The sequence below is a fragment of the Bordetella tumbae genome, from assembly GCF_054780995.1.
Map to the genome: position 1 here is coordinate 146,575 of NZ_BAAGVG010000005.1, position 23,562 is coordinate 170,136.

At 57.9% G+C, this 23,562-nt stretch carries 24 protein-coding genes; 14 read left to right on the forward strand and 10 right to left on the reverse strand.

Translation table 11 applies throughout. The features are described from left to right. Positions 1-4: 4 nt before the first annotated feature. The 4 genes from ACYVI2_RS04920 to ACYVI2_RS04935 form a co-directional block, all read right to left on the reverse strand. Positions 5-1,315, reverse strand: a complete 1,311-nt coding sequence (locus tag ACYVI2_RS04920; RefSeq protein WP_415819546.1) for an SfnB family sulfur acquisition oxidoreductase — start codon at positions 1,313-1,315, stop codon at positions 5-7. Positions 1,316-1,399: 84 nt separating this feature from the next. Continuing rightward, positions 1,400-2,062 (reverse strand): methionine ABC transporter permease, encoded by a 663-nt coding sequence (locus ACYVI2_RS04925; protein ID WP_415819547.1) that lies wholly within the window; start codon positions 2,060-2,062, stop codon positions 1,400-1,402. Further along, positions 2,034-3,215: a methionine ABC transporter ATP-binding protein gene (locus tag ACYVI2_RS04930; RefSeq protein WP_415819548.1), complete on the reverse strand. Its 1,182-nt coding sequence runs from the start codon at positions 3,213-3,215 to the stop codon at positions 2,034-2,036. The genes ACYVI2_RS04925 and ACYVI2_RS04930 overlap by 29 nt, the downstream gene beginning before the upstream one ends. A 57-nt stretch (positions 3,216-3,272) precedes the next feature. Continuing rightward, a complete protein-coding gene (locus ACYVI2_RS04935) occupies positions 3,273-4,079 on the reverse strand; it encodes a MetQ/NlpA family ABC transporter substrate-binding protein (RefSeq protein WP_415819549.1) in 807 nt (268 codons plus the stop codon). Positions 4,080-4,381: 302 nt separating this feature from the next. Between ACYVI2_RS04935 and ACYVI2_RS04940 the strand changes: the two genes are divergently transcribed. Together ACYVI2_RS04940 and ACYVI2_RS04945 are read left to right on the forward strand one after the other, a co-directional pair. Next, positions 4,382-4,645: a hypothetical protein gene (locus ACYVI2_RS04940; RefSeq protein ID WP_415819550.1), complete on the forward strand. Its 264-nt coding sequence runs from the start codon at positions 4,382-4,384 to the stop codon at positions 4,643-4,645. A gap of 7 nt (positions 4,646-4,652) precedes the next feature. After that, complete coding sequence (locus ACYVI2_RS04945) at positions 4,653-5,123, forward strand: YaiI/YqxD family protein (RefSeq protein WP_415819551.1); 471 nt, start codon at positions 4,653-4,655, stop codon at positions 5,121-5,123. Positions 5,124-5,158: 35 nt separating this feature from the next. On the opposite strand, the gene ACYVI2_RS04950 is transcribed toward ACYVI2_RS04945, so the two are convergent. After that, a complete protein-coding gene (locus ACYVI2_RS04950; protein ID WP_415819552.1) occupies positions 5,159-5,929 on the reverse strand; it encodes an IclR family transcriptional regulator in 771 nt (256 codons plus the stop codon). A gap of 128 nt (positions 5,930-6,057) precedes the next feature. Here ACYVI2_RS04950 and ACYVI2_RS04955 point away from each other — a divergent pair, with 128 nt between their 5' ends. The 3 genes from ACYVI2_RS04955 to lhpI all read left to right on the forward strand — a co-directional run bounded on the left by ACYVI2_RS04955 (position 6,058) and on the right by lhpI (position 9,596). After that, on the forward strand, positions 6,058-7,227 hold the full coding sequence (locus tag ACYVI2_RS04955; protein ID WP_415819553.1) for a M20 family metallopeptidase: 1,170 nt from the start codon (positions 6,058-6,060) through the stop codon (positions 7,225-7,227). Positions 7,228-7,342: 115 nt separating this feature from the next. After that, positions 7,343-8,611, forward strand: coding sequence for a TIGR03862 family flavoprotein (locus ACYVI2_RS04960; protein WP_460490270.1), 1,269 nt, complete (start codon positions 7,343-7,345; stop codon positions 8,609-8,611). 25 nt (positions 8,612-8,636) lie between these two features. Continuing rightward, entirely contained in the window at positions 8,637-9,596 is a 960-nt protein-coding gene (gene lhpI, locus ACYVI2_RS04965) for a bifunctional Delta(1)-pyrroline-2-carboxylate/Delta(1)-piperideine-2-carboxylate reductase (protein ID WP_415819555.1), read from the forward strand. A gap of 4 nt (positions 9,597-9,600) precedes the next feature. Here the strand turns inward: lhpI and ACYVI2_RS04970 are convergent, their stop codons facing one another. Continuing rightward, complete coding sequence (locus ACYVI2_RS04970; RefSeq protein WP_415819556.1) at positions 9,601-10,935, reverse strand: type II toxin-antitoxin system HipA family toxin; 1,335 nt, start codon at positions 10,933-10,935, stop codon at positions 9,601-9,603. Beyond that, positions 10,932-11,249, reverse strand: a complete 318-nt coding sequence (locus ACYVI2_RS04975; RefSeq protein WP_415819557.1) for a helix-turn-helix domain-containing protein — start codon at positions 11,247-11,249, stop codon at positions 10,932-10,934. Before ACYVI2_RS04975 ends, ACYVI2_RS04970 begins: the two co-directional genes overlap by 4 nt. A 122-nt stretch (positions 11,250-11,371) precedes the next feature. Between ACYVI2_RS04975 and ACYVI2_RS04980 the strand changes: the two genes are divergently transcribed. Continuing rightward, positions 11,372-11,593, forward strand: coding sequence for a hypervirulence associated TUDOR domain-containing protein (locus tag ACYVI2_RS04980; RefSeq protein ID WP_415819558.1), 222 nt, complete (start codon positions 11,372-11,374; stop codon positions 11,591-11,593). Positions 11,594-11,678: 85 nt separating this feature from the next. Here ACYVI2_RS04980 and ACYVI2_RS04985 read toward each other — a convergent pair whose 3' ends face one another. Further along, a complete protein-coding gene (locus tag ACYVI2_RS04985) occupies positions 11,679-14,138 on the reverse strand; it encodes a penicillin acylase family protein (RefSeq protein WP_415819559.1) in 2,460 nt (819 codons plus the stop codon). A gap of 341 nt (positions 14,139-14,479) precedes the next feature. Here ACYVI2_RS04985 and ACYVI2_RS04990 point away from each other — a divergent pair, with 341 nt between their 5' ends. Both ACYVI2_RS04990 and ACYVI2_RS04995 read left to right on the forward strand, forming a co-directional pair. After that, positions 14,480-14,809 (forward strand): hypothetical protein, encoded by a 330-nt coding sequence (locus tag ACYVI2_RS04990; RefSeq protein WP_415819560.1) that lies wholly within the window; start codon positions 14,480-14,482, stop codon positions 14,807-14,809. Positions 14,810-14,926: 117 nt separating this feature from the next. Next, positions 14,927-15,106: a hypothetical protein gene (locus ACYVI2_RS04995; protein ID WP_415819561.1), complete on the forward strand. Its 180-nt coding sequence runs from the start codon at positions 14,927-14,929 to the stop codon at positions 15,104-15,106. A 101-nt stretch (positions 15,107-15,207) separates the two neighbouring features. Here the strand turns inward: ACYVI2_RS04995 and ACYVI2_RS05000 are convergent, their stop codons facing one another. Together ACYVI2_RS05000 and ACYVI2_RS05005 are read right to left on the reverse strand one after the other, a co-directional pair. Continuing rightward, the gene (locus tag ACYVI2_RS05000) at positions 15,208-15,672 is read right to left on the reverse strand and encodes a hypothetical protein (protein ID WP_415819562.1); all 465 of its coding nucleotides are present in this window, start codon (positions 15,670-15,672) and stop codon (positions 15,208-15,210) included. A gap of 111 nt (positions 15,673-15,783) precedes the next feature. Then, on the reverse strand, positions 15,784-16,557 hold the full coding sequence (locus ACYVI2_RS05005; RefSeq protein WP_415819563.1) for an IclR family transcriptional regulator: 774 nt from the start codon (positions 16,555-16,557) through the stop codon (positions 15,784-15,786). A gap of 188 nt (positions 16,558-16,745) precedes the next feature. On the opposite strand from ACYVI2_RS05005, the gene ACYVI2_RS05010 reads away from it, so the two are divergent. The 6 genes from ACYVI2_RS05010 to ACYVI2_RS05035 all read left to right on the forward strand — a co-directional run bounded on the left by ACYVI2_RS05010 (position 16,746) and on the right by ACYVI2_RS05035 (position 23,557). Continuing rightward, positions 16,746-17,705 carry a Bug family tripartite tricarboxylate transporter substrate binding protein gene (locus tag ACYVI2_RS05010; protein ID WP_415819564.1) on the forward strand — a complete coding sequence of 320 codons (960 nt, stop codon included), beginning with the start codon at positions 16,746-16,748 and terminating at the stop codon, positions 17,703-17,705. A gap of 108 nt (positions 17,706-17,813) precedes the next feature. Further along, positions 17,814-19,787: an FAD-dependent oxidoreductase gene (locus ACYVI2_RS05015; protein ID WP_415819565.1), complete on the forward strand. Its 1,974-nt coding sequence runs from the start codon at positions 17,814-17,816 to the stop codon at positions 19,785-19,787. A 3-nt stretch (positions 19,788-19,790) separates the two neighbouring features. Beyond that, entirely contained in the window at positions 19,791-21,011 is a 1,221-nt protein-coding gene (locus tag ACYVI2_RS05020) for a CaiB/BaiF CoA transferase family protein (protein ID WP_415819566.1), read from the forward strand. Next, positions 21,011-21,889, forward strand: a complete 879-nt coding sequence (locus ACYVI2_RS05025) for a patatin-like phospholipase family protein (RefSeq protein WP_415819567.1) — start codon at positions 21,011-21,013, stop codon at positions 21,887-21,889. The genes ACYVI2_RS05020 and ACYVI2_RS05025 overlap by 1 nt, the downstream gene beginning before the upstream one ends. Before the next feature lie 67 nt (positions 21,890-21,956). Next, positions 21,957-22,925 (forward strand): Bug family tripartite tricarboxylate transporter substrate binding protein, encoded by a 969-nt coding sequence (locus ACYVI2_RS05030; RefSeq protein ID WP_415819568.1) that lies wholly within the window; start codon positions 21,957-21,959, stop codon positions 22,923-22,925. 56 nt (positions 22,926-22,981) lie between these two features. Then, entirely contained in the window at positions 22,982-23,557 is a 576-nt protein-coding gene (locus ACYVI2_RS05035; RefSeq protein WP_415819569.1) for a nuclear transport factor 2 family protein, read from the forward strand. Positions 23,558-23,562 lie beyond the last annotated feature (5 nt).

Consider the following 23,562-nt stretch of genomic DNA (forward strand, 5'->3'; position numbering starts at 1 on the left):
GCTCTCAATTCCATTGATGGCGTTTGGGCAACGCACCATTGAGCACATAATTTCCAATCAAGTGATATTTCCACCGTACCGGGTCGTGCAGCGTATGCACTCGCGCGTTGCGCCAATGCCGATCCAGGTTATGTGCCGCGCGGCTGGAAGACGAACCCGCCAAGGCAAACAAATGCTCACTGGCGAGCAAGGCGGCCTCGGTTGTCAGGATCTTGGCCTGTGCCACGGCGACAGAAGCTCGAGCACTGACGTGTTCGTCAATGGGCTGGTGTGCAACTGCATCCAGATGCCGCGCAGCCTCCAGCAATACAGCATGAGCTGCATCCACCTCAATCTGCAATTGACCAACCTCGTTGATGATGTAAGGATCGTCGCTCGCACGCGTCACCCCCGAATCCACCCATGGCCGGCTTTTTTCCCGAACAAAATCCAGCGCATCACGTAGCGCCCCTTGAGCGATGCCAGCATCAATGGCAGCCTGAATCAACTGCGATACCGGGCCAGACAAGGTGGGAACATCCTGGAAACGCCATATAGGGACCACGTCGTCCTCGCCGACCGGCACGCGATCGAACACTATGCCGCCACTGGCCGTCGTACGCTGGCCAAAGGAATTCCAATCATCAAAGATCGTCACACCGGGAGCATCGCGCCTGGCCCAAACCTGTAAGGGCCTGCTCTGTTCATCCTGCGCCCGAAACGGTATCCAGTGTGCAAAAGCCGAGCCCGTGGAGTAAAACCGCGAGCCGCTCACACTCAAACTGCCGTCTGCCTTGAGCTGCAAGCGGGCTGTCGGCGAGACCAGCTGCGCGGCCTTTGCTTTACGTTCCGGCCCCGCGTTACCAATCCGATGTCCGCCGAGCACATCTGCGAACCAACGCTGTCTTTGTGCCTCGCTAGCGGTGTCTTTCAGATTTTGAATGACCGCAAAATGATTCTGCGGAATCTGTCCCAGCGAGGGATCCGCCCCGCAGATCGTGACAAACAACTGCGCCAGCGTTTCGTACGAAGCCCCAAGCCCACCGTATTCCTTGGGGATGGTGATCGCCCATAGACCGCTGGCGGTATAGCGCTCTATTTCGTCCCAAGGCAGGCGGCGCTCTCGGTCGCGTTCGGCGGCGCTCACACGAAATTCTTCTGCCAAAGCCCGTGCGATCTGTAACGCTTCTGCGTCGCTAGTGACGCGATATGGCGTCTGCGGCGGCAGGGGCAGCCGCTCGAGAATGCGAGGGGATTCCCCTGCTGATGACGATGGCACCGTAGCACCGAGCCCCTCAGCAGGCAAAGCACCGCTCCGAGCTTTCAGTATTGTCATTCCAGACCTCAAGATTGAATCGCAAAAATAGCGGCTCCCTGCCCCTCGCAACGGCGAGCACGCTGTGGGCAGCCCCTCGAACACTCAGCGGTTGCGCAGCCACCGCACATAGCCATCGCCGAGGACCTGCACCATAGTCACCAACAGAATCAGCACAGCAATCACGATCAGCATCACCTGCGTGTCGAAACGCTGATAGCCGTAGCGGATGGCCAAATCCCCTAAGCCGCCCGCCCCCACTGCACCGGCCATCGCCGACGAACTGATCAGCGCAACCAACGTAATGGTGAATCCCCCGATAATCCCCGGCAGCGCTTCCGGCAAATAGACATGCCGCACAATGTCCCATTTCTTGCAACCCATCGCCTGGGCTGCTTCGACCAGGCCCGGATCGACCTCCCGTAAACTCACCTCGACAATGCGCGCAAAAAACGGGGTGGCGCTGATCGCCAGCGGAACGATGGCTGCCCACACCCCGATCGTGGTGCCTGCCACGATGCGGGTGAACGGAATCAACGCAACCAGCAAGACAATGAATGGCGTTGCCCTGAACCCGTTGATCACACTGCCCACCACACGGTTAATACGCGGCGAAGCCAAAAACCCGCCCGGTGCGGTCACAATCAGCAAGACAGCCAACGGAACGCCCGCGACAAAAGCAATCCCCCCCGACACGCCAACCATCATCAGGGTGTCGATCAACGCATTCCAATAACGCTCAATGGAAATCGACAGCGTCAGCGACATATCCCAGCACCTTGATATCGTGCGCAATGGCCTGTGACCCCTGCGTCAATTTTTTCCGATCCGGCTCGCCAACAACAACATCGTGCAACGCGACCAGCAACTGTCCCTGCGCGTGCCCTTGTATGCGATCCAGCCCTCCGTGCAACAACCGCACAGAACCGCTCAGTGCCTGGCCTATGCGAGAAAAATCCGGCTCCAATCCACCTTGGCCCCCGTAGGTCAGCTGCAAGACCTGTGCACTGCGCCCTGCTGGCCGGGTCGGCAACAGAGAACGCCGTACATCATCGGGCAGGCCATGCTGCAACGGCGCAAGCAGCGCTTGCGTAGCCGTATGTTGGGGATTCCCAAATACCTGCCATACCTCTCCCAACTCAGCGACGCGTCCGTGCTCCAGTACCAGCACCTGGTCGGCAATCTCTCGGATCACGCTCATCTCGTGCGTGATCAAAATGACGGTAATACCAAGCGTACGATTGATATCGCGCAGCAACTGCAAAATGGCTTGTGTCGTTTCGGGATCCAACGCCGACGTCGCCTCGTCGCACAGCAGAATCTCCGGCCCGGTCGCCAGGGCGCGGGCAATGCCGACGCGCTGCTTCTGGCCTCCCGACAAGCGGCCCGGATAGGTGTTGGCCTTGTCCTGAAGACCGACCAGGGCCAACAGCTCATTGACCCGTTCCGTCACCTGAGTTTTATGCACTCCCGCCACCAGCAACGGCAACGCGACGTTCTCAAACACCGTCTTGGCCGAGAGCAAATTGAAATGCTGAAAGATCATCCCGATGCGGCGGCGCAATTCGACTAATTGCGATTCGTCGAGCGTGGCAATGTCTACACCGTCAACGAGCACCTGACCGCTTGTTAGCGGCTCCAGCCGGTTGATCGTGCGCAACAGGCTGGATTTTCCGGCACCGCTGCGTCCGATGATGCCAAAGATACTGCCCGGCTTGATATCCAGGCTGATTGCCTGCAGCGCCTGCACCGGGCCAGCCGACGAAAAATAGGTCTTGGCCACGTTGCGAAACGATACGGCTCCTGTCCCGCGCTCTGCGCTTCTCGGGGGCAGAACTGCTGTCGATGACAGCTCACTGCCTCCCGCCTCCTTGGCATCCTGCCCCGCCAGCATTTGCCTTATTGCAACGGATACTCCCATCGAAATGCCCCTTTCTCTATGTCTCACGCAACACGCTGCGCGAGACCCTTGGCGTTCTTACTGCTTGATCCAGGCCAGCGTGTACAGGCGATTGTCGTTAGAGAACGCACGATGGATATCGGCTTTGACCGCATCAGAGCTCTGATAAATCTGGACAAACTTCTGAATCACAGGATCTTGTGTACGCTCGCTTTTCACGACAAACTGAATCGAAAAACGGGCGTCCTCAATACCTGAATAGGCCAATCCACTGGAGGGATCAAATGCCTTGGCCGCCACGATGAAATGCGGATACCCCTGCGCAATATCCACGTCGCCCGTGATGCGCACCAGCTGTGGTCCTTCCACCTCGACAAAACTGAGTTTCTTCGGATTCTCGACGATGTCGTCCAGCGTCCCCAAAAAACCCACTGCGTCCTTGAGCTTGATGAGCCCCACCTTTTGCAACAACAGCAAGCCACGCCCTTGGTTCACCGGATCGTTGGCAATGCCCACTTTGCCGCCCTCTGGCACCTGCGAGATATCCTTGTGCTTGAGCGAATACAACCCCACATTGGCCAGAATCCCCGTCCCTGCGCTGGCGAGCTTGTAGCCGTTTTTCTGGATAGCGTTATCCAGAAAGGGTTGATGCTGAAAATAATTGATATCCAGATCGCCCGAATCCACCGCCACATTGGGCGTCGTCCAATCCGTAAACTCCACCACGTCCACATCGATACCTTGAGCCTTGGCCTCCTTGGCGGCGACATTGATCGAATCAGCGTAAGCGCCCGGCACCACGCCAATACGCAGTTTGTCGGCGGCATGGGCGCTGAAAACTGTCAGTGCGGCCAAAGGAACAATGAACCAGCGGGAAAATGTCATGGAGGGCTCCGAAAGAGCTAGGCGGAATGAAGGAAAGAGGACTATTAAAACTGCGCAACGCAGTTGCCGCTACGAAACAAAATTTGTATGCATATATGCATTCCGAATGTCACCTAAGCCGCTGTTGCAAAAAGACTTTTATTTGTTATTTGCTTCTTCCCTGAGGTTTGGAAGCGACGCCAATACGCTATAGTTCGTAGCTGGACTGCGCGCCGCACAAACTCCCGGTCTGCTGCGAACTGACTTACTCAAAATTCCTTTCCGTGAGCAGTTCTCGAACGGCCGTCTCAATCAGAAAAACCATGAAAAAATACGATCTCGAAAAGAACAAAGCCCTGAAACTCGCTGGCCAATTAAAGCAAGCGGGCACCCCCGGCCGTTACGGTTCCGATCAATTGCTCGATCGGCGCGAACAGCGCAAACTGGACCAGGCCGCAGGTCTGGTGCCTTTTCCTCTGAAACTCACCCAGGTGCAGGCTGATCGCCTGCGTGCCCTGGCCCAGGAACGAGGCGTATCCACGAACGACATCGTGGCCGAGCTCCTGCAAAAAGCGCTCGACGCCTGAATTATTTATGCATATCTGGGTCGATGCCGACGCCTGCCCCGCAGTCATCAAGGACATTCTGTTTCGCGCTGCTCAGCGCTGGCAGATTTCTCTCACGCTGGTGGCCAATCAAATGCTGTACACGCCCCCGTCTGCGCTGATACGGGCGGTGCAGGTGCCACGTGGTTTCGACGTGGCCGATGCGCATATCGTTATGCATGCCGAGGCGGGCGACCTGGTCATCACGGGAGACATCCCGTTGGCCGCTGAAGTACTCGAAAAAGGCGCCATGGCGCTGAATCCGCGCGGCGAGCGCTATTCGCCGGAGACGATTCGAGAGCGCCTGGCTATGCGTGACATGATGGAGGAGTTGCGAGCCAGCGGCATCGAGACGGGTGGCCCGGCGTCATTCAGCCAGGCGGATCGCAAGGCCTTTGCCAATCAGCTTGACACGTTGCTGGCGCGGCATGCCCGATTGACGACAAAGCCGCCGAATTAGCGGCCGGCGCCTCGCGCGAGCCATATGTCCGCCTCTCACCCAAACTGATTGCGCCGTTGAAACTGTGCAATTGCATTCAGCAGGTGCGGCGCGAATCTGGCCTCGTACTGCGCTGCGTCCCATTCGCGCGACTCACCCGCCAGGTGCAACGCCCCAACCGGAGCCCCGCTGGCGTCAATCACTGCCGCAGCCAGTGCGATCTCGCCAATGATGAACTCATCGACGACCATGGCGTAGCCCTTTTCCCGTACAGGTTTTAATGCGGCCTTGATGGCCTTCGGCGTCGTCAAGGTATGTTGGGTATACGCCCTCAACTCTGCGTCGGCCAGCACCGATGTGAGCCGTTCCTCATCGAGCCGCGATAACACCGCACGCCCGCCAGCAGTACAGAATAATGGCACGCGACGGCCAATCAACGATGCGTGGTAATGCTCTGTCTTGGTCTGGTGACGCATCACATGCACCAGCTCGCGGCCGTCATACAAAGACAGACTGATCTTTTCACTTGTGGCCTGCGATAGGCTCAGCATGATGGGATTCCACGCCTCTACCAACTCATGCGTGCGCAGAAAGTGAAAGCTCAAATCTAGTACACGCTTTCCCAGGCGATATCGGCGCGTCTGCGGATTCTGTTCCAGATACCCTTCGGCGTTCAGCGTATAGGCGTAGCGCTGCGCGGCGCTCTTGTCCAGCCCGGTCCGTTCCATTATCTCAGTCAGGCTCAGATCACCGCTGGCGCTTTTAAAACAGTTCAGTACGGCAAATGCCTTGCCTACTGAGCCTACGTACAGAGCGTTGCTTGTCATCGTTTTCCAGAATAGACCGGTTAGGTCAAGTAGCGCATAATAATATTAAGTATTAAATAGTAATACCACAACTAACGCAACTCCCCGGAACAGCCTTTTCATCCGAGCATCCCCAACGGACCGAACAAATGAACGAAACCGCCGGAATTCCCGCAACACAATGGCTAGCTGGCCAACACGACAACATGCTGGCCTTGCTGGCAGACCTGGTCAATATCGACTCCAACAGCTACGACAAGCCCGGCGTGGCGCGAGTATTCCGACGTCTCGAATCATTCTTCTCCGAGCATGGCTTAGCGGTGACGCCGCATTTCGTCGGCGATGTCGAAGCCGCAATTTCTGTCACAGTGAACGCCGGCAGCACAGTGGGGCAGCCGGTTTTATTGATGGGACATTGCGACACCGTGTTCCCGGCCGGTGAAGCCGCCCGACGTCCCTTTCGCATTCAGGACGGCCGAGCCTACGGTCCCGGTGTGGCCGACATGAAACCCGGTGTCGTCATGAACGCGTTCATCCTGGCCGCTGCCACGCAGAGCTCGGAGCCGCTGCCTGAGATAACTGCCCTATTCACCTGCGACGAAGAAATCGGCTCGCCACTGAGCAAGGACGTCATCGTGCCCTTTGCCGAGAAAGCTCGTTTCGCATTCAATGCAGAGCCTGGCCGCCCCTCAGGCAACGTAGTCACCGGCCGCAAAGGCGGCGTGTTCTTTGAAATGGATATCGAGGGCCGCGCCGCGCATTCCGGCGCCAATTTTTCCGAAGGCATCAGCGCCATCTCTGAGCTCGCCCACAAGATTGTGGCGCTGGACGAACTCACCGACATAGACCAAGGCGTCACCGTCAATGTCGGTCTAGTGTCTGGCGGCCTGTCGGTCAATACCTCGGCGCCATCAGCTAAAGCATCCATTGACCTGCGCATTTTCGATCTGGAACAGCGCGAATCGCTCGTCAGCAGCATACGCTGCATCTGCAACAAGTCCTTTATCACCGGCACGCTATCCAAGCTGGATATCAAAGGCGAATTCCGCCCATTCGTGCCCACTGCGCAATCCAAGCAACTGTTCGAGTTGTACCAATCGGAATTGAACGCCATGGGGCATCAGGCCGAGGGAGAATTCAGCGGCGGCTGTGCCGACTCCGGCGTGACCTCCAGCCTGGGGGTCATCACCTTATGCGGCACCGGCCCTGTGGGCGGGAAGTTCCACACGCTGGATGAGTATTGCGAGATCGACACGATCGTTCCTCGTGGACTCGCTGTGTTGAATACGCTGACGAGGCTTTCTGAACAGCAATGGTGACGGGCAGCAAACCCTCGGCGTTCCTTTCTGAATACCGGCCTAGCTCTCGCCATGGCGCCGGTACTGAGGTACCTGCCATGCGACAATGACGTTGTCCCTTCCGACAACCCTGCTCATGCCCGATACGACCTCCCCCGCCTCATCCCCCTCCGTCCGCGTCGCCATCATCGGCGGCGGCCCCGCTGGTTTGATGGCGGCTGAGACGCTCGCGCGCCACGGCATACTGGCCGACGTCTACGACGGCATGCCCTCCGTCGGACGGAAATTCCTGTTGGCTGGCCGTGGTGGATTGAATCTGACGCATAGTGAGCCATCAGAGCGCTTCAATCAGCGCTTTGGCAGCCGCAGTTCAGCCGTCGCCGCCTGGCTGCAACACCTGGACGCACAAGCGTTGCGTGAATGGGCTCATGGTTTGGGCGTCGAAACATTCGTCGGCTCATCCGGGCGTGTATTCCCGCTGGAAATGAAGGGAGCTCCGCTATTGAGAGCCTGGCTGTCGCGGCTGCGAGCCGCGGGGGTGCGCTTTCACATGCGGCACCGTTGGAACGGTTGGCCGGAGGGTGAAACCGCCACCCCTCAGATGCTGCATTTTGAGACGCCGCATGGGCCGCTGACTGTGCATGCGGACGCTGCGATACTGGCCTTGGGCGGCGCCAGCTGGGCTCGTTTGGGCTCTGACGGCAGCTGGGTCGCGGGCCTGCAGGAGCATCACATAGATGTTGAGCCGCTGCGTCCGGCCAATTGCGGATTTGAGGCAGATTGGAGCGCACATCTGCGCGAACGCTATGCAGGAACGCCTCTCAAATCGGTCGCCATGGCGCTGGATCGCAATGGCGAGCCCGGCACATGGCGGCGCGGCGAGTTCATGCTGACCGAATCGGGCATCGAAGGCAGCCTGGTCTATGCGCTGTCAGCCGGGTTGCGAGACGCGATTGACGCACAGGGCTCAACATCTGCCTGGGTCGACTTACTACCCGACCTCTCTGCCGACAAAGTCCTCGCACAAGTTTCACATCCTCGCGGCGCGCGCTCCATGGCCAGTCATTTGCAGAGCCGGCTTGGACTAAAGGGCGTCAAGACAGCATTGCTGCGTGAGTGCACCGATGCGCAGGTTTGGCAGGATATGGCATTGCTGGCGCGCCGTATCAAGGCGCTGCCCCTGCGATTACTGCGTACGCGGCCGATCGATGAGGCCATCAGCAGCGCTGGCGGTGTACGGCTGGAGGCCACCGGCGACACCTTGATGCTCAACAATGCACAGGGTATTTTCTGTGCGGGAGAAATGCTCGACTGGGAGGCCCCAACGGGCGGCTATCTGTTGACGGCAAGCATGGCCAGCGGCGTAGTCGCAGCCGAGGGTGTACGCGCACGTCTTATGTCCTGAAATTCGATGACCGGAGATGCAATCGATGAAAATTTTCGACAGCAACACCACTGCAGAACGCTTGGTATTCGATGCGCTGATTCCGGCCATTCGGCAGATGTTCATTGAGACTTGCGTAGTCCCTCGCCGGCATATTCATACCATCAATGAACGCGAGCACACGACCGATACGCTGTTGATCATGCCTGCGTGGCAGGACGGCAAATACCTGGGCATCAAGCACGTGACGATCTTTCCAGAGAACGCCAAACAGGGCAAATCTGGCTTGTTTTCTACCTATACGCTGTTTGACGCCACCAACGGCCAGCCGCTGGCCATCATCGACGGTGACCAGATCACCGTACGACGCACCGCAGCAGCCTCGGCATTGGCGGCATCCTATCTCGCACGCGAGGACGCGACAAACATGCTGATCGTGGGCGCCGGCAACGTCGCCCGTGCACTCGCGCCAGCCTATGCAGCGATACGTCCTATCCAGAAAATCTCGGTGTGGAACATCAATCCCGAAAAAGCCGATAGCCTCGCACAACAGCTTTGTGCCGAAGGCTTTGACGCGCATAGCGTCGCCGATCTGCGCAGCGCGGTCGAACAAGCCGACATCGTGTCGTGCGCAACGCTATCGCGCGCGCCGCTGATTCAGCGGGCATGGCTGCAGCCCGGAACGCACCTGGACCTCATCGGCAGTTTTCAACCCGCCATGCGGGAATCAGATGACGAAACGTTCGCAGACACATCCGTGTTCATCGATACCACCGAGGCGTTGGAAAAATCCGGTGATCTGCTTTCCCCTATCAGGAACGGCCGGTTCGACGCCGCCAACGTGCGGGCCACGCTCGAAGACCTGTGCAATGGCGTTCATCGAGGGCGTAGGTCTGCGGATGAAATTACGGTCTATAAAGCGGTGGGGACAGCATCCGAAGATCTGGCTGCGGCCATTCTGGTTTATCAGCGTGATGGCCACCCGGCACAGTCCGTGATGTTCTGACGACTCACGATGAACCTGATTGTCTTTTGACTCCAGATGTCCCTTTGCCTAAGTGATCTGCAGCATTCAAGGTCAACTCAGGAGAACTCGCGATCATTTTGGCGAATGTAAAACTAGCAATTTGCCGCGATGTACAAAACTCCTCACTCACGCCGGCTTGCAGCATCTCGGCAAGCCACCGATCGTTAATCGTAGATGCTGACTCTATCAGCCATGCGGCAGCCTCTCGAGGCTTCAACCCAAAATGCCGACTGGATTCCAGGAGCTGCGTCACGCCGGCTTGGCGTTCTCCCGAACGCGTGACAGACATGGCCAATATTGGACCAATTCCATCATTTTTTCTCATCAAGGGCACGAGATCAAATGCTGGCGCCAGTCTCCATTGTCCATCGACTCGCACGAACCCGTGATTTCGTGGATGATCATCCACGTTATTGATCAGTGCATTAAATGCCATGCGTTTCCAGATCTCTTTGATATCCTCCTCCCCGACACCCATTCGACGCCCTCGGTCCGCCAACGCCAAATAAGATCTGGAGCGATGACCTGGTAAAGTTCCTATATCCAGCCCAAGAGCTGTATGGGCACTTAAATATGGGATCCGTTGTCCGTCAATACCAAGACGGTCAAAGCGCTTAACAAGCACAAGCTCATGTTGATTCGGCGTACGTATGAATCGAACCTCTGCCGCATTTAGACCGCACAGCCGTCCAAGCCTCATCGCGACATTCTCACGGGCCGGCATGTGCGGAGCATCGCCTCGATCTTGCAGCTTGGCCAACCACTGAGAGTCGTCATCGTGGACGGTCAGCTTAGGCCGCTCACCCCCCATGCTGGTACCAATCTCGTACATCCGGTGTACGGCATGACTTGCGGCGCGCTCAGGGCTGAGGTCAGAAAGCGCATCCACTAAGCAACTCAAGGAAGGAGAAACACTTGAGTCCAATTTCGCCTTGATGTCGTCACAAATCTCAATGGCGCCAACACTATCGCCCACGGACTTTTCCAACAGATCCATATCGGAGAGAGGCTCGTCCTCTCTGCCAAATCGATAGTTCAGCAGATCACGGCCATACCCTTCGGGGCATACATCTCGGAAAACGCCAAAAAGCCCTTTATTCAGCCGAGTCTCATATTTTTTATCGGGGCGTTTGTGATTGAGAACCAGATGAGCCGGATCGAGACTAAACGACGTTGCGTGAGCGACGTATGTCGGATCGTAGACAAAAGAACCGATCGGCTGACCGGCTCTTATCTGTATCTCGAACCGCCCGGCAATGATGGGATGAGTCTGCCCCGGCAGCCAGACCCACACTGTCTTGAGCTGTGATGAACTCATTTGGACTTCCTTCTGCGCACACGCTTAGGCACGTCATCAATACGTTCGATCAGCAAAGGGTCACTGGTTTCGAACGTGACAATCGTATCCAGGTCGGACAGCACATTCAGCCCCCAAAGGACCCGGGCCACAGCTCCGATAGAGGTGCCCGCGTCTCCACGTTCAATGGCAGTGAGTGTAGACAACCCTATCCCTACCTGCTCGGCCAGATCAGCCTGGGTCAGGCCAACCATACGCCGGCGTAGGGCCAGTCTTTCACCAAATTCGACCAGCGTCTGGTCAACCTCAACGGGAAGAGGATAAGATCGGGGCATCACGATTAATCATTGAAATACCAATATTTATGTTAATTTAATTTTGATAAAACAACAATTAAACAATTTCCCCGAACAAGAGTTACTCTGAAACCCTCATCGGCACACAAGGAGCCCGAGCCATGCTCAAGACATTCAAGATCGGCGACCACGTATCCTGGAATTCCGAGGCGGGCCACGTAGCAGGCACGATCATTGCCGTCCATACTGAGGACTTCGACTACAAGGGACATACCCACCGTGCCTCGCCAGATCACCCTCAGTACGAGATAAAGAGCGACAAAACTGACCATATCGCGGCGCATCGAGGCGAAGTACTCAGGCACGTGAAGGGTAATAAATAAGATATGGCGCGGTTCCATCGAACCGCGCCATCGTCAATACCACACCAGCGTCAGGCAGGCATTCCGCCTGCCTTTTTACCAAACGCTATCGAGGCCGCAATACCAACGTATCCCCCAATTCACTCTCAACTTTCTGACGGCTGAATGCCATGGGAATATATTTCCCTGTCGCCCAGCCCTCCAGCAGATTCCGGTAATACGGACTGCGCGGATCGGCGGATTGTCCCGGCGTATTCTGGATGCGAGAGTTATCCCAGTTGCCTACGTCGATCACCTGCCGATACGACGCGCCGCTGATTTGCCGGAAATCCGACTTGCGGAATGTCGCGCGATGTACCGTATCGTTGTCGCCGCTGACCGGATAGCGAGGCGTGCCGTAGGCTTTGGCGGTGCCGGACGGTAGTAGGCCAGCGAGGCCGTGCTCGAACTGGATATGATGCAGACGCCCCCATTCCCATTGTTTGGGATCGGTACCCAGTGCCGCGGTCAGCTTACGCATCCCATCGCCGAGCGCGGCCAGCAGCAACGCTGACCGGCCCTGCTCTGGCCGCGGACCGAAGGCCGCATCGGGCGTCGCCAGTTTTTCCAGCACTTTGATCGTCGCCAAGTTACCGAACACCTTGCTGCCCTGAGGAGGCACATAGAGCTCGGACACTCGCTTGACCACCTCTGGCAACCAGAACTCATACACAGTGGCGGCGTCGGAATCGACTTCGGTGCGGTAGTCCCAGTCCTTCAACAAGCGCAGTGCCTCGCCAACCACAGGATCGGTAGAGTTCAGCGTCTTTGCATAGCCCGTCAATGTCCGTGCCGGCAACGACAGATTGTCGAACTGCAGATGCTGCGAGGCCTCCAGATCCAGCCCCTTTGCATCGGCGAGGACTTCTCGGATTCGCTTGACACGGAACGGCTCTGCCCAAGCGCGCCCGGACATGTCCTTGTACGGATAGTCATAAGGCAGGTTGTATTCATTAGCTGTAGCGATATAGCCCTCAGGCGGGTTGAACGCTTTAGGCAGCGAACGCGTCGGCAGGAAACCGTTCCATTCGTAATCGCCATTGCCCGGCACCGGCAGCATGCCTGACCAGTCCTTGCGTGGGCGAATCGGCGCGATGCTGCCGCCGAACCAGCCGATATTGCCATCCACGTCGGCATACACCATGTTTTCGCTAGGGGTGTAATGCCGTTCCATACCGGCGACGAACTCCTGCCAGTTTTGGGCTTGATTCAGGCGCAAACTGGCCAAGTAGGCCGCCGTTCCCGGAAACTCCAGATAAGCGGCGCGCAGCGCGTAGGCTTTGTGAGCCACGCGGTCTTCGTGAATGACGGGCCCATGCCGGGTGAACTTCAACTGCCGTGCAGCAGCGGCCTGGCCTCGTACCGGAATCGATTCGTCCACGGACCGCATGCTTTCCCAGCCGCCGCGATAACGATACTGATCGGGATTCGCCGGATTCGTGTCATAGACGTAGAGGTCTTCTTCGTCGGCAAAGGCAAAGATGGTCAGGCCGAATGCGATACGGTCGTTATGCCCCATAGATACGCCAGGCAATGCTGGCTCACCTGCGCCTATGACATTCCACCCCGGCGCGTTCAGGTGCACCATGTAGCGCAGCGATGGCATCGCGATCGCACGATGCGGATCGCCCGCCAGAATCGGCCGGCCTGTGGCTGTGCGCTGGCCAGAGATGGTCCAGTTGTTGCTCTCATAGCGAGGCGCCATCGGATCAAAGGCCGGGTCCAGCGAGGCCAGCATATTGGCCGACAGGCTGCGCGCGAGCTCTTCGCGCTCGGCCGCAGCCAAGGGACTGCGAGGGAAATCGCCCGCTTCGAATTTCTGCCCCTTGCGAGCCAGGTTGTAGTCGGCCAGAATGTTTTCATTGATCTGGCTCACGTTCAATCCAGCCGGTACCTGCAAGGCAATGGGCGGCTCATAGACGCCGAGGTCCTGCACAGTATTCACACCGAGCGCCGCGATCTGCTGGGCCAGCTTGACTTCACTCGTCGCGTTACGGGTCAGCCCATAGATACGGATCAGCGATGTCTGCGGGCTCCAGTAACCCGGCTCGGTACCCGTCAGTTTGAATTCGGGGGGCAATTGTTCGGGATTGGCCTTCACCCAATCGACATAAGCATTGATACCATCGGCAAAGGCCGTCAGGATCGCCTGCCCTTCGGGGTGATAGCTGGCAAACTCGGCCTGCAGATCGCCGCGGTATAAAAACAAGCGCGCGGCTCGATCTTGCTCGACGAAACGCGGGCCGAACTGCTCGGCCATTTTGCCTTCGCCCTGCCGGCGCCAGAGATCCAGTTGCCACAACCGGTCGCGCGCCGCGCTGAACCCCTGGGCAAAGAACAGATCGTGTTGATTCTGGGCGTAAATGTGCGACACGCCGTGCTGGTCGCGCAGAATTTCTACAGGCTGCGTCAAACCCGGCATATCGATGGTGGCATGCTTGTCGCCACCCGGCCCCGCGCAACCTGCCAGCAATGCCACGGCGCCACATGCCAGCCATGCGGCGATCTTGCGATTGAACGTACGCATATCTCTCCTCCTCCCTGTTGGCCTGCTAGCGCCGTCGCACCTGTCCCGGCGCATTGCCAATAATGTAAACAGATGGCAGAGAAATATTGTTGTATTTCGTGATTTTTTTCAATCAACGTAACAATCCTGCATAAAAAAGGACTTTTGGAGAGGGAATCAAGATCTACCACCGCGCTTTTGAAGCGTCTGTTTATGTATCCGCACAGAAAAATTTACCGACGGTTCGTTGCGGTTCGAGACTCGCCCTACATGCAGTCAGGCGTCAGAATTCCAATTACGGTAGTCACCGTCGGCACGATATTTGCGGTGCACCGAGCCCACACACCGTTTGGAGAACTCACATGAAGCGTGAACTACTTGCCCGGGTTGCAGCGATAACCTTCATAGGCGCCATGGCTAGCGGTGCATATGCCCAAAGCGCACCCGATACGAGCGTACCGTCCAATGCGCCCGTGCCGTCGGGCCAGACCTCGCCCTCCGGCGCAACCTACCCGGCGCAAAGTGGTCAGAGTAATACTGACAACCGCTATGCAATGCCCACCGGCGCAGGCGGCGACTCGTGCGTCCCCGGCAGCAAAACCGGCCTGCAGCTAGACCACAACTATGTCCCCAATCGCAAAGAGACCGCTATAAACGAAGTGAGGACGTCTGATACATGCAGCAGCAGCTAAAGCTTGCTTGCAAGTCAGCGGCACCCCCGGGTGCCGCTTTTCATTGCCGACAGGGCGTCGGCAAAAATGTCATATTCGCAAGGCACACTACAGGCTCTGACAGAAAGGAGCCCAGCCATGCAGCCCTATTCCTACCGCCAGATTGCTTCCGACCTCGTGCTCTGGGACGAATACGTCAACAATTTTGGCGAACTGACTGACGACCAATTCCGCGCCATGACCGTCGAGCAGCGGATAGCCATGATCGCCCGTGCGTATGGTCCGGAACGTCAATCGGTGACAACCGCCCTGGTTTGATACGCGTCTATTCGGTGTGGCTTTACCGAAAGAGCACTATTCTCGGTATGACGGTCTCGTGGCGGCGACAGGCACCGCTGCTGCCAGCGACTCAGAGATAGTCAAAGATTTTGTTCGGCCGCCAAGGTAAATATCTTGGCCCAGCGATGCGCTTGCTTGCGATCCGGCATGGGGATTTCCCAGTCGCCTTGAGCGTCGTGCGCCAGATGCAATGCAAGCATCCAGTGCCCGTCGCGCGTCAGCGCCCGGACGTTGCCGATATCCGTGAAAATGAATTGAGCATTGCTGCCATCGACCGTCAACGAACCTCGCTTTTCATTGGCGTCGATATGAATTCCACCCCAGGATTCTTTTAGCGACAACCCACGTTTGCCATTGACGGTTTTGCCATGAATCGTGCGGTACCGTTGAACGAAGCCGGCGATCACAACAACGATCAGCGCGACCGCCAGCAAATCGGCACCTACACCCGCCAACCAGCCGAACTTTGCGGCAACGCTCATGTACAAAGCAACCGCACCATAAATAATGGCCGCGAGCACGATGAATGCTAGAACAATGGGCACGTGCGCTCCTGTGAGAAAAAATACGACATCTGTAGATTGTCCGCCTCGTCGCAAATCCGAGGCCGAGCCGGCGCTCGTCACCGCCCGAGAATCAGACGTTGCCGCCTCCAATCATCCTGACGAGGACTTGGATTTCCAGCCCGTTGCGCTCAGCTCTTCAATCATGATTTTAGCGATTCGGCGCGTGCGTTCCGGTGTCATCCTGCTACGTATCGCTCCCACACTGATGGCAGCATAAGAACCCGGCGTGACCTCGAACGCCACGCCTACGCCCCCCACACCGTCGGCGACCAGATTCTCGGTCGACGCGTAGCCGAGCTTGCGGATGGTCCGCATTTCATCGAGCACCGTGGCCAACTTCGCGCGCGATGGCGGCAGCTCTTTTTGCTGACGCCGGTGAAACTCCCTGATTTCGGCATCGCTCAATGTCGACAGCAAGGCCGTGCCCGCTGAACCCACGCCAAGCAGGCGCAAACCATCTATCTGCAGAACCAGCGCCTTGATCGGAAACGTGCCTTCTTCGTAGTGAATGCAGTGGGCATAGTCGCCATTACGAACCACGACATAAACGGTGTCTTCGGTTCGACGCGCAAGCCGGATCATCAAGGGCCGGCACCGCTCCAGGATCGGCACCCTGCTCATGGATTTCAAACCGAGCTGCATCGCCTCCAGCCCGAGGCGATAGCGTTTCTTGTCATCACGCTCGACCAAGCCTGCTTCGACCAGGATGCTGGCCAGTCGATAGGCCGTGGTGCGATCCAGGCCCGTGGCATCCACCAAGGTACGCAGAGCAATGCCACTCTCGTGGTGCATGCCCACGAGCTTTAGCAAACTCAGTGCACGAAAGACAGACTGGCCACCAGAGACTTTGGTCGGTATGGACATGGAAACACCACGCGGTAGATGCCTCAATAATGTGCATATTATGAATATATGCCTCAGGCGTGACGACGGATTTATGTCAAATGTGCATATTGTGATCGATTTCGCATATCCGCTTTGACCCGACTCGTCGTCGCGCAAATACTCTGGCCGTCATAACAATCACTACACCACCAAAGGAGGAATACCGAATGAAGCACGTGCTGCTGATGGCGCTCGCGAGTCTGGCCGTAGCGGGAACGCCAGCCCTGGCGGGGACCTATCCCGACAAACAAGTTCGCATCATCGTGGGATATCCCCCTGGCGGAGCCTCGGATATCGTGGCCCGGCTCGTGGCGAAGGACCTGGAGGAAATGAACAAGCAGGCGTTCGTCGTAGAGAACAAGCCTGGCGTCGGCGGGATGCTGAGCCTGAGCACCGTGACCCGAAGCCCCGCTGATGGCCATGTATTGGGCCTCGGCGTGAGCGGCACCTTGGTGACCGGACCTCATCTGCAAAAGAATCAGTTATACGCGCCCAAGACAGATTTTGCGCCGGTCAGCATGATCGCCAAGGTCCCCATGGTGCTGCTGGCCGGCCCAGGCTTGATGCAAAACTCTGTCAAGGACCTGATCGCCCAGGCCAAGGCCAAGCCTGGGGACATGACGTTCGCTTCGGGAGCCCAAGCGTTCGAACTGGCCCTGCAATTGTTGAATCACAGCGCCGATGTGCAGATTACGTCGGCGTCGTACAAAGGCGGCGCGGCCGCATCCATCGATGTGATTGCCGGGCGGGTACCGATCATGATCGACAGTATCGGCGCCCAACTGAGCAACATCAAGGACGGCAAATTGCGGCCGTTAGCGGTCCTGGACCGCGAACGTTCGCCGGTGCTGCCAGAGGTGCCCACGATGCAGGAGGCCGGAGTGGCCGATTACGATGCCGTAGGATGGATTGCATTGCTGGCGCCCAAGGGCACGCCATCAGACGTGATCGCCAAACTGAATAAACAAATCAATCAAATCGTCGAGCAGCCCGAGTTCAAAGACAAACTGATGTCGCTGGGTTTTCAGCCCGACGGCAGCACGCCCGAGGGCCTGCAGAAAACGATCGACGTGGATTACGACAAATGGGGTGAGGTCGTACGTAATTCCGGCATGGCAGCCAACTAACGTTTTTCAAGCCGGTCCGTCGGAGCGGCATTCCTTTCGCTTGAGCCTATTACCGTGCCGCCACTGCGGCACGGCGGGGAGAGCTGTTTCTCTTTGCAGGAAAATCGCATGTCTATCACGCAATCCAACCAGAATCAGGACTGGTCATCAGATCTTCGCCAGGCGCTTCAATCGGCCAATTTACCTACCTTGCTGATGGTCCTGGTGCATTTGACCGGAGACCGGAAATGGCTGGCCGAACCCTATCAGTGCAGCCGTATCGCCGGGCTCGATGACAACGACTCCGGTGGGTTGCCCGACACCATTCAAGACGAGATCAGAAACACGGCGTACCAGGCAATCCTGGACTGGAAAGCGGGACAGACCCCTGCCCTGCCCGATCCGACGCCACAAGATCTGGTCCGGATGCTCTCGACCAGCATCGGCGAGGACGTCCCCGACTCGTACGGGCCGATGATTGCTTCCTGGTTGGGATTGGACCCGGAGTTTCAGCTGGATCAGCGCGAGCGATTCCACCCGAGAGAGGGCTTCAAGGTCGTGGTGATCGGCGCGGGCGTCGCCGGCATCTGCGCCGCCATCCGGCTGCAAGGCGCAGGGATCGACTATACGGTCATCGAAAAGAACCCGGATATCGGCGGCACGTGGTACGAAAATCACTATCCCGGCGCTGGCGTCGATACGCCGAATCATATTTATTCATTCTCCTTTGCCAAGCGGGACTGGACGAAATATTTCGCGCTGCGCGACGAAATCCAAGGGTATTTTCTGAAGGTGGTGGACGACTTCAAACTGCGTCAACACATTCGCGTGAGCACCCAATGCGAACGCCTGGCCTATGACGAGTCGAGCTGCACCTGGTCGGTGACGGTGACAGGCCCGAACGGCCAGACAGAGACATTGGTCGCCGATGTGGTGATCAGTGCCGTCGGCATTCTGAACGTGCCGAAGTACCCGTCCATCAAAGGGCTGGACACATTCACTGGGCCTTGTTTTCATACCGCCCGCTGGCCGGCGGACATGGATGTCACGGGCAAGCGCGTGGGCATCATCGGCAACGGCGCGAGCGCAATGCAGATCGTGCCGGCCACTGCCGGCCAGGTAAAGCACATGACGGTATTCCAACGCTCCAAACAATGGGCAGCGCCCTTCGAGCGATTCAAGAAAGACGTACCGCATAGTGTGCGGTTCCTGTTGCGCGAAGTCCCGTTCTATCAAGAATGGTATCGGCAGCGACTGGCCTGGGTATTCAATGACCGCATACATGCATCACTGCAGGTCGATGCGTCCTGGCCGCATCCGGAGCGTGCGATCAATCGCCGCAATGACAAACATCGCGAGTATTTCACCAACTACATCAAGACCGAGTTGGGCGACAGACAGGAGTTGCTTGACGGCGTATTGCCGGACTACCCGCCATTCGGCAAACGCATGCTGATGGATAACGGCTGGTACCGCACGATGACGCGCGACAACGTCACGCTCGAAAACAACCACATCGCCCGGGTCGACGGCAACACCGTGTGGACCGAGGATGGAAAGCAACACGAATTGGATGTCCTGATTATCGCGACAGGCTTCGATGCCGTGAATTTTCTCTCGTCGGTGGAGGTTTACGGACGAGGAGGCGAATCCATACGCGAACGTTGGGATAACGAAGGGGCCGAGGCCTACCTGGGCGTGACGACCCCGGGGTTCCCCAACCTGTTTGTGCTGGCTGGACCGAATACCGCGCTGGGCCATGGCGGCAGCGTCGTCGCGTCGCTGGAAATTCAAGTGCGCTACGTGCTGGGTTTGCTGCGTCAAGCCATGGATCAGGCCGGCGACGAGCATTTCGAAATCGAAGTCCGGCAGGACGTGCACGATACCTTTAACCGCCGCGTCCAGGATGCCCACCGCAAGATGATCTGGACGCATAAAGGCATGTCCAACTGGTATTGCAACGCCAATGGCAAGGTAGTCGCCCCGACACCGTTTCGCAATGACGACTACTGGCACATGTTGCGCGATACCCGGCTCGATGATTTCGTCGTGAAAGCGCAGCATCCCTGCGACAGTCAGGACGAGCCACAGGCAGTGGAGTAAATCATGAACACGATGAACACAGAGAGCAACACCGGCCACCTGTTGAGCGGGCTGCGGATTCTGGATTTAGGAACGATGGTCGCGGGCCCTGTTGCGTGCACGCTATTTGGCGACTTCGGGGCCGAGGTGATCAAGGTCGAGGTCCCCGAACGCGGCGACACGGTTCGAGACATCGGCCCCTATGTGGACGATGTGTGCCTTTACTGGAGCGTCGAGAACCGCAACAAGAAATCGGTCACGCTCGATTTGCGTACGCAGCAAGGGCGCGAGCTGCTATTGAAGCTGATCGCGCATGCCGATGCCGTTGTCGAAAACTTTCGCCCCGGCACCCTGGAAAAATGGGGTTTGCCGTACGACGTCATGAAGGCACACAACGAGGATCTCATCCTCTTGCGCATCTCGGGCTTTGGCCAGACCGGGCCCTACCATGCACGCGCAGGTTACGACCGTATCGCACTGGCGTTCGGCGGAGTCATGGGCATCACCGGTTTTCCTGATCGCCCGCCCGTCAAGATCGGCACATCGATTGCGGACTACCAGACCGCGATCCTCGGCGCGTTTGCGCTATTAATGGCCATTTACCACCGGGATACGCATGACGGCGGCGGACAGGAAATCGATCTGGCCATGTATGAGTCCATCGCCAGATTCACCGATGTGCTGATTCCCGCCTACGACCGCCTGGGCACGGCTCGGCAGCGGCGTGGCAATACCCATTTTGCCTCGGCGCCGGGCGAGCATTTCCTGACGAGTGACGGCCGCTACATCATCCTGACGATCTCCGCTAATGCAGGGTTTGAGCGTCTGTGCGCCGTCATGGGACGGCAGGACTGGGCAACGGATCCGCGCTTCGTATCGCACGAATCGCGCTGGGAAAATGTGGACGAGCTCAATCGCGGGGTGGCTGAATGGATACTGAGCAAGCCCACCGACGAGATCTGCCGCATCCTGGACGAAGGCAAACTCGCGTACTCGTTCATTTACAGCGTGGCGGACATGGTGAACGACCCGCACTATCAGGCCAGAGGCACGATCACTACCGTCCATGACCCCAAGATCGGGCCTATCCGCATGACAGGCGTCGTGCCCAAATTCTCGAACGCTCCCGAAAAGAGCATCACACCGGCGCCGGAACTCGGTGACAGCAATGAAGAAGTGTATGCAGGTCTGTTGGGACTATCGCGCGACGAGTTGGATCAGTTACGCGCCGATAAGGTGATCTGATGGAACGCCCTATGGAGAAGGGCTTCGAGAAGTGCGTCGTTTTCGGCGGAGGCGGCGTCACCGGCATTGCCTGGGAAATCGGCGTCATGGCGGGATTGGCGCGTGCCGGCATCATAGTGTCATCCGATTGTTTGCTGATCGGAACATCAGCCGGATCGGTCGTTAGCACCGAACTTGCCCAAGGCGTGCCCGCCGAAGAATTACTCGCGCGCCAGCAACAGCCAGCCGAAGCATCAGGTGAGCTATTTAGACACTATTCACAAGAAGATGCCGACCAGAAAAACCGCGTCCTGGTGGATAAAGTCCAGGGTGACCTCACAAAGGCTCGCCGACGGATAGGCGCCTTTGCCATACGCAGTGAGACGCCATCGCTGGACACACGCCGCGCTGTCATCAGCGCGCGACTGAGCCGCACAGCCTGGCCCGCCACCGCACTGCGTCTGACAGCCGTCGATGCAACAACGGCGGAACTGGTCGTACTGGACGCGCAATCCGGTCTAGCGCTGACCGATGCCGTGATGGCCAGCTGCGCTGTCCCCGGCGTATGGCCCACCGTGCCATTTGATGATAGGCAACTCATGGACGGCGGCATTCGATCCATGACCAATGCGGACCTTGCACTGGGTTGTAAGCACGTGCTGGTACTTGCCCCGCTCGGCTATAGCGACACCAACCCCGTCAGTGGCCATTTGCGCGCCGAAGTCCTGGTGCTGCAACGCGCCGGCGCACACGTAGAAGCAGTGCTGCCAGACGACTATTCACGCAAGGCGATTGGAGACAATGTCCTCGACCCTGCCGGCCGCCAACCCAGTGCCGAAGCCGGGCTGGCGCAAGGCATGCGCCTGGCCGATGCATTGGCCTCTGTCTGGAGGGAATAAGCAGGATCAGTGCTCAGCACCTCACAACGACAACAAGCAGATCACACCAAAGGAGCAGACAATGAGTATGGAGCGCAGACATTTCATTGCATGTGCGATGGCAAGCACATTAATGATTCCCGGCTGGTCATATGCAGATATGTGGCCAGTCAGGAATATCCGTATTGTGGTGCCGTTTCCCCCGGGCGGGTCAACCGATATCCTGGGCCGGCGCACAGCCGATTACCTGCAAAAAACATTCGACGTGCCCGTGATCGTCGAAAACTTGCCAGGCGCCACCGGGACTATCGGCACAGCCGCGGTGGCACGTGCCGCGCCGGACGGCTATACCTTGCTGATGGGATCGGTCGGTACGATCGTGACCAATCATTTTGTTTACGACAATCTGGCATTCAAGATCGATTCTTTTGACCCCGTCATCAATATTGCCGAAACCCCGAATGTGATGATGATACGGCCCGGCCTGCCGGTGGGTTCGGTCCAGGAACTCATCGCCTACATGAAGGCCAATCCGGGAAAATTGAATCATGGCAGTCCTGGCCTGGCGTCGAGCTCTCACGTATCCGCCGAATTATTCAAACTGCGGGCAGGTGTTCAAGCGCAGCACGTGCCCTATAAGGGCAGCGCCCCCATGCTCGCAGACCTCATGGGAGGCTCGATCGATTTCACGATCGACAATATTTCGTCGTCGCTGGAGCTGATCAAGGCTGGCAAGCTGAAAGCGTTGGCGGTCACATCAAGAGACCGCTCTCCTCTGCTGCCGCAACTGCCGACCATGATCGAAGCGGGTTTGCCGGACTACGTCATGGCGCCTTGGTTCTGTGTCGCAGCGCCATCGGGCACCTCTGCCGAGGTCATACAGAAATTGAACGCAGTGTTGAACGACATGCTGAAGGACGACGCAGTTCGCCAACTACTGGAGTCCTATGGCGCCACACCCGTCGGCGGCTCACCGTCGCAAATTCGAACCCTGATAACGACAGAAAGCGAAACGATCCGAGCCTTGTCCGCACAGGTCAATTTCACATCGTCGTAAACCCCCTCCCCGTGGCAACCCACGGCGTTGCCCTTTCCACCATAAGGAATCCGACAGTGATCGAACAGTACAGCCCCGAACGCATTGCCGACCGCTTCATGATCCAGGATGTCATCTATCGCTGGTGCCGAGCGGTAGACCGCCTGGACCGCCAGGGTATCCTGGACCTCTTCTATCCAGGGGCGATAGACAGCCACGGCCCCTATATCGGTCCCATCGAGGGCCTGGTGGACTGGATAATGGTGCGGCACAAACCCATCCCCTTTTCCAGCCATTTCGTCGGCAACCTGCTCATCGAGTTTGCGACCGAGGACATTGCACTGGTCGAATCCTACGTTCGGACGATCCAGCAGTATCCGCAGGGCGCCAAATCTCAGTTGTCTCAGTTGACCGGCGGCGCCAGCGGCGATCCCGATGCCGCGGTGGATATGTTCACGTCGTCACGCTATCTGGATCGAATGGAACGGCGAGACGGGCAGTGGAAAATCGCGCATCGCACCCTGATCCAGGATTGGAAACAGCTGGTCGACGTCAAAACACAGGCCCTGCAGCCACATGAAGGCTGGATACTGGGACGGCGCGATGGCGAGGACGCTATGCAGGTGGCCAGACGTGAACTGCGACTAGGTTGAGACCA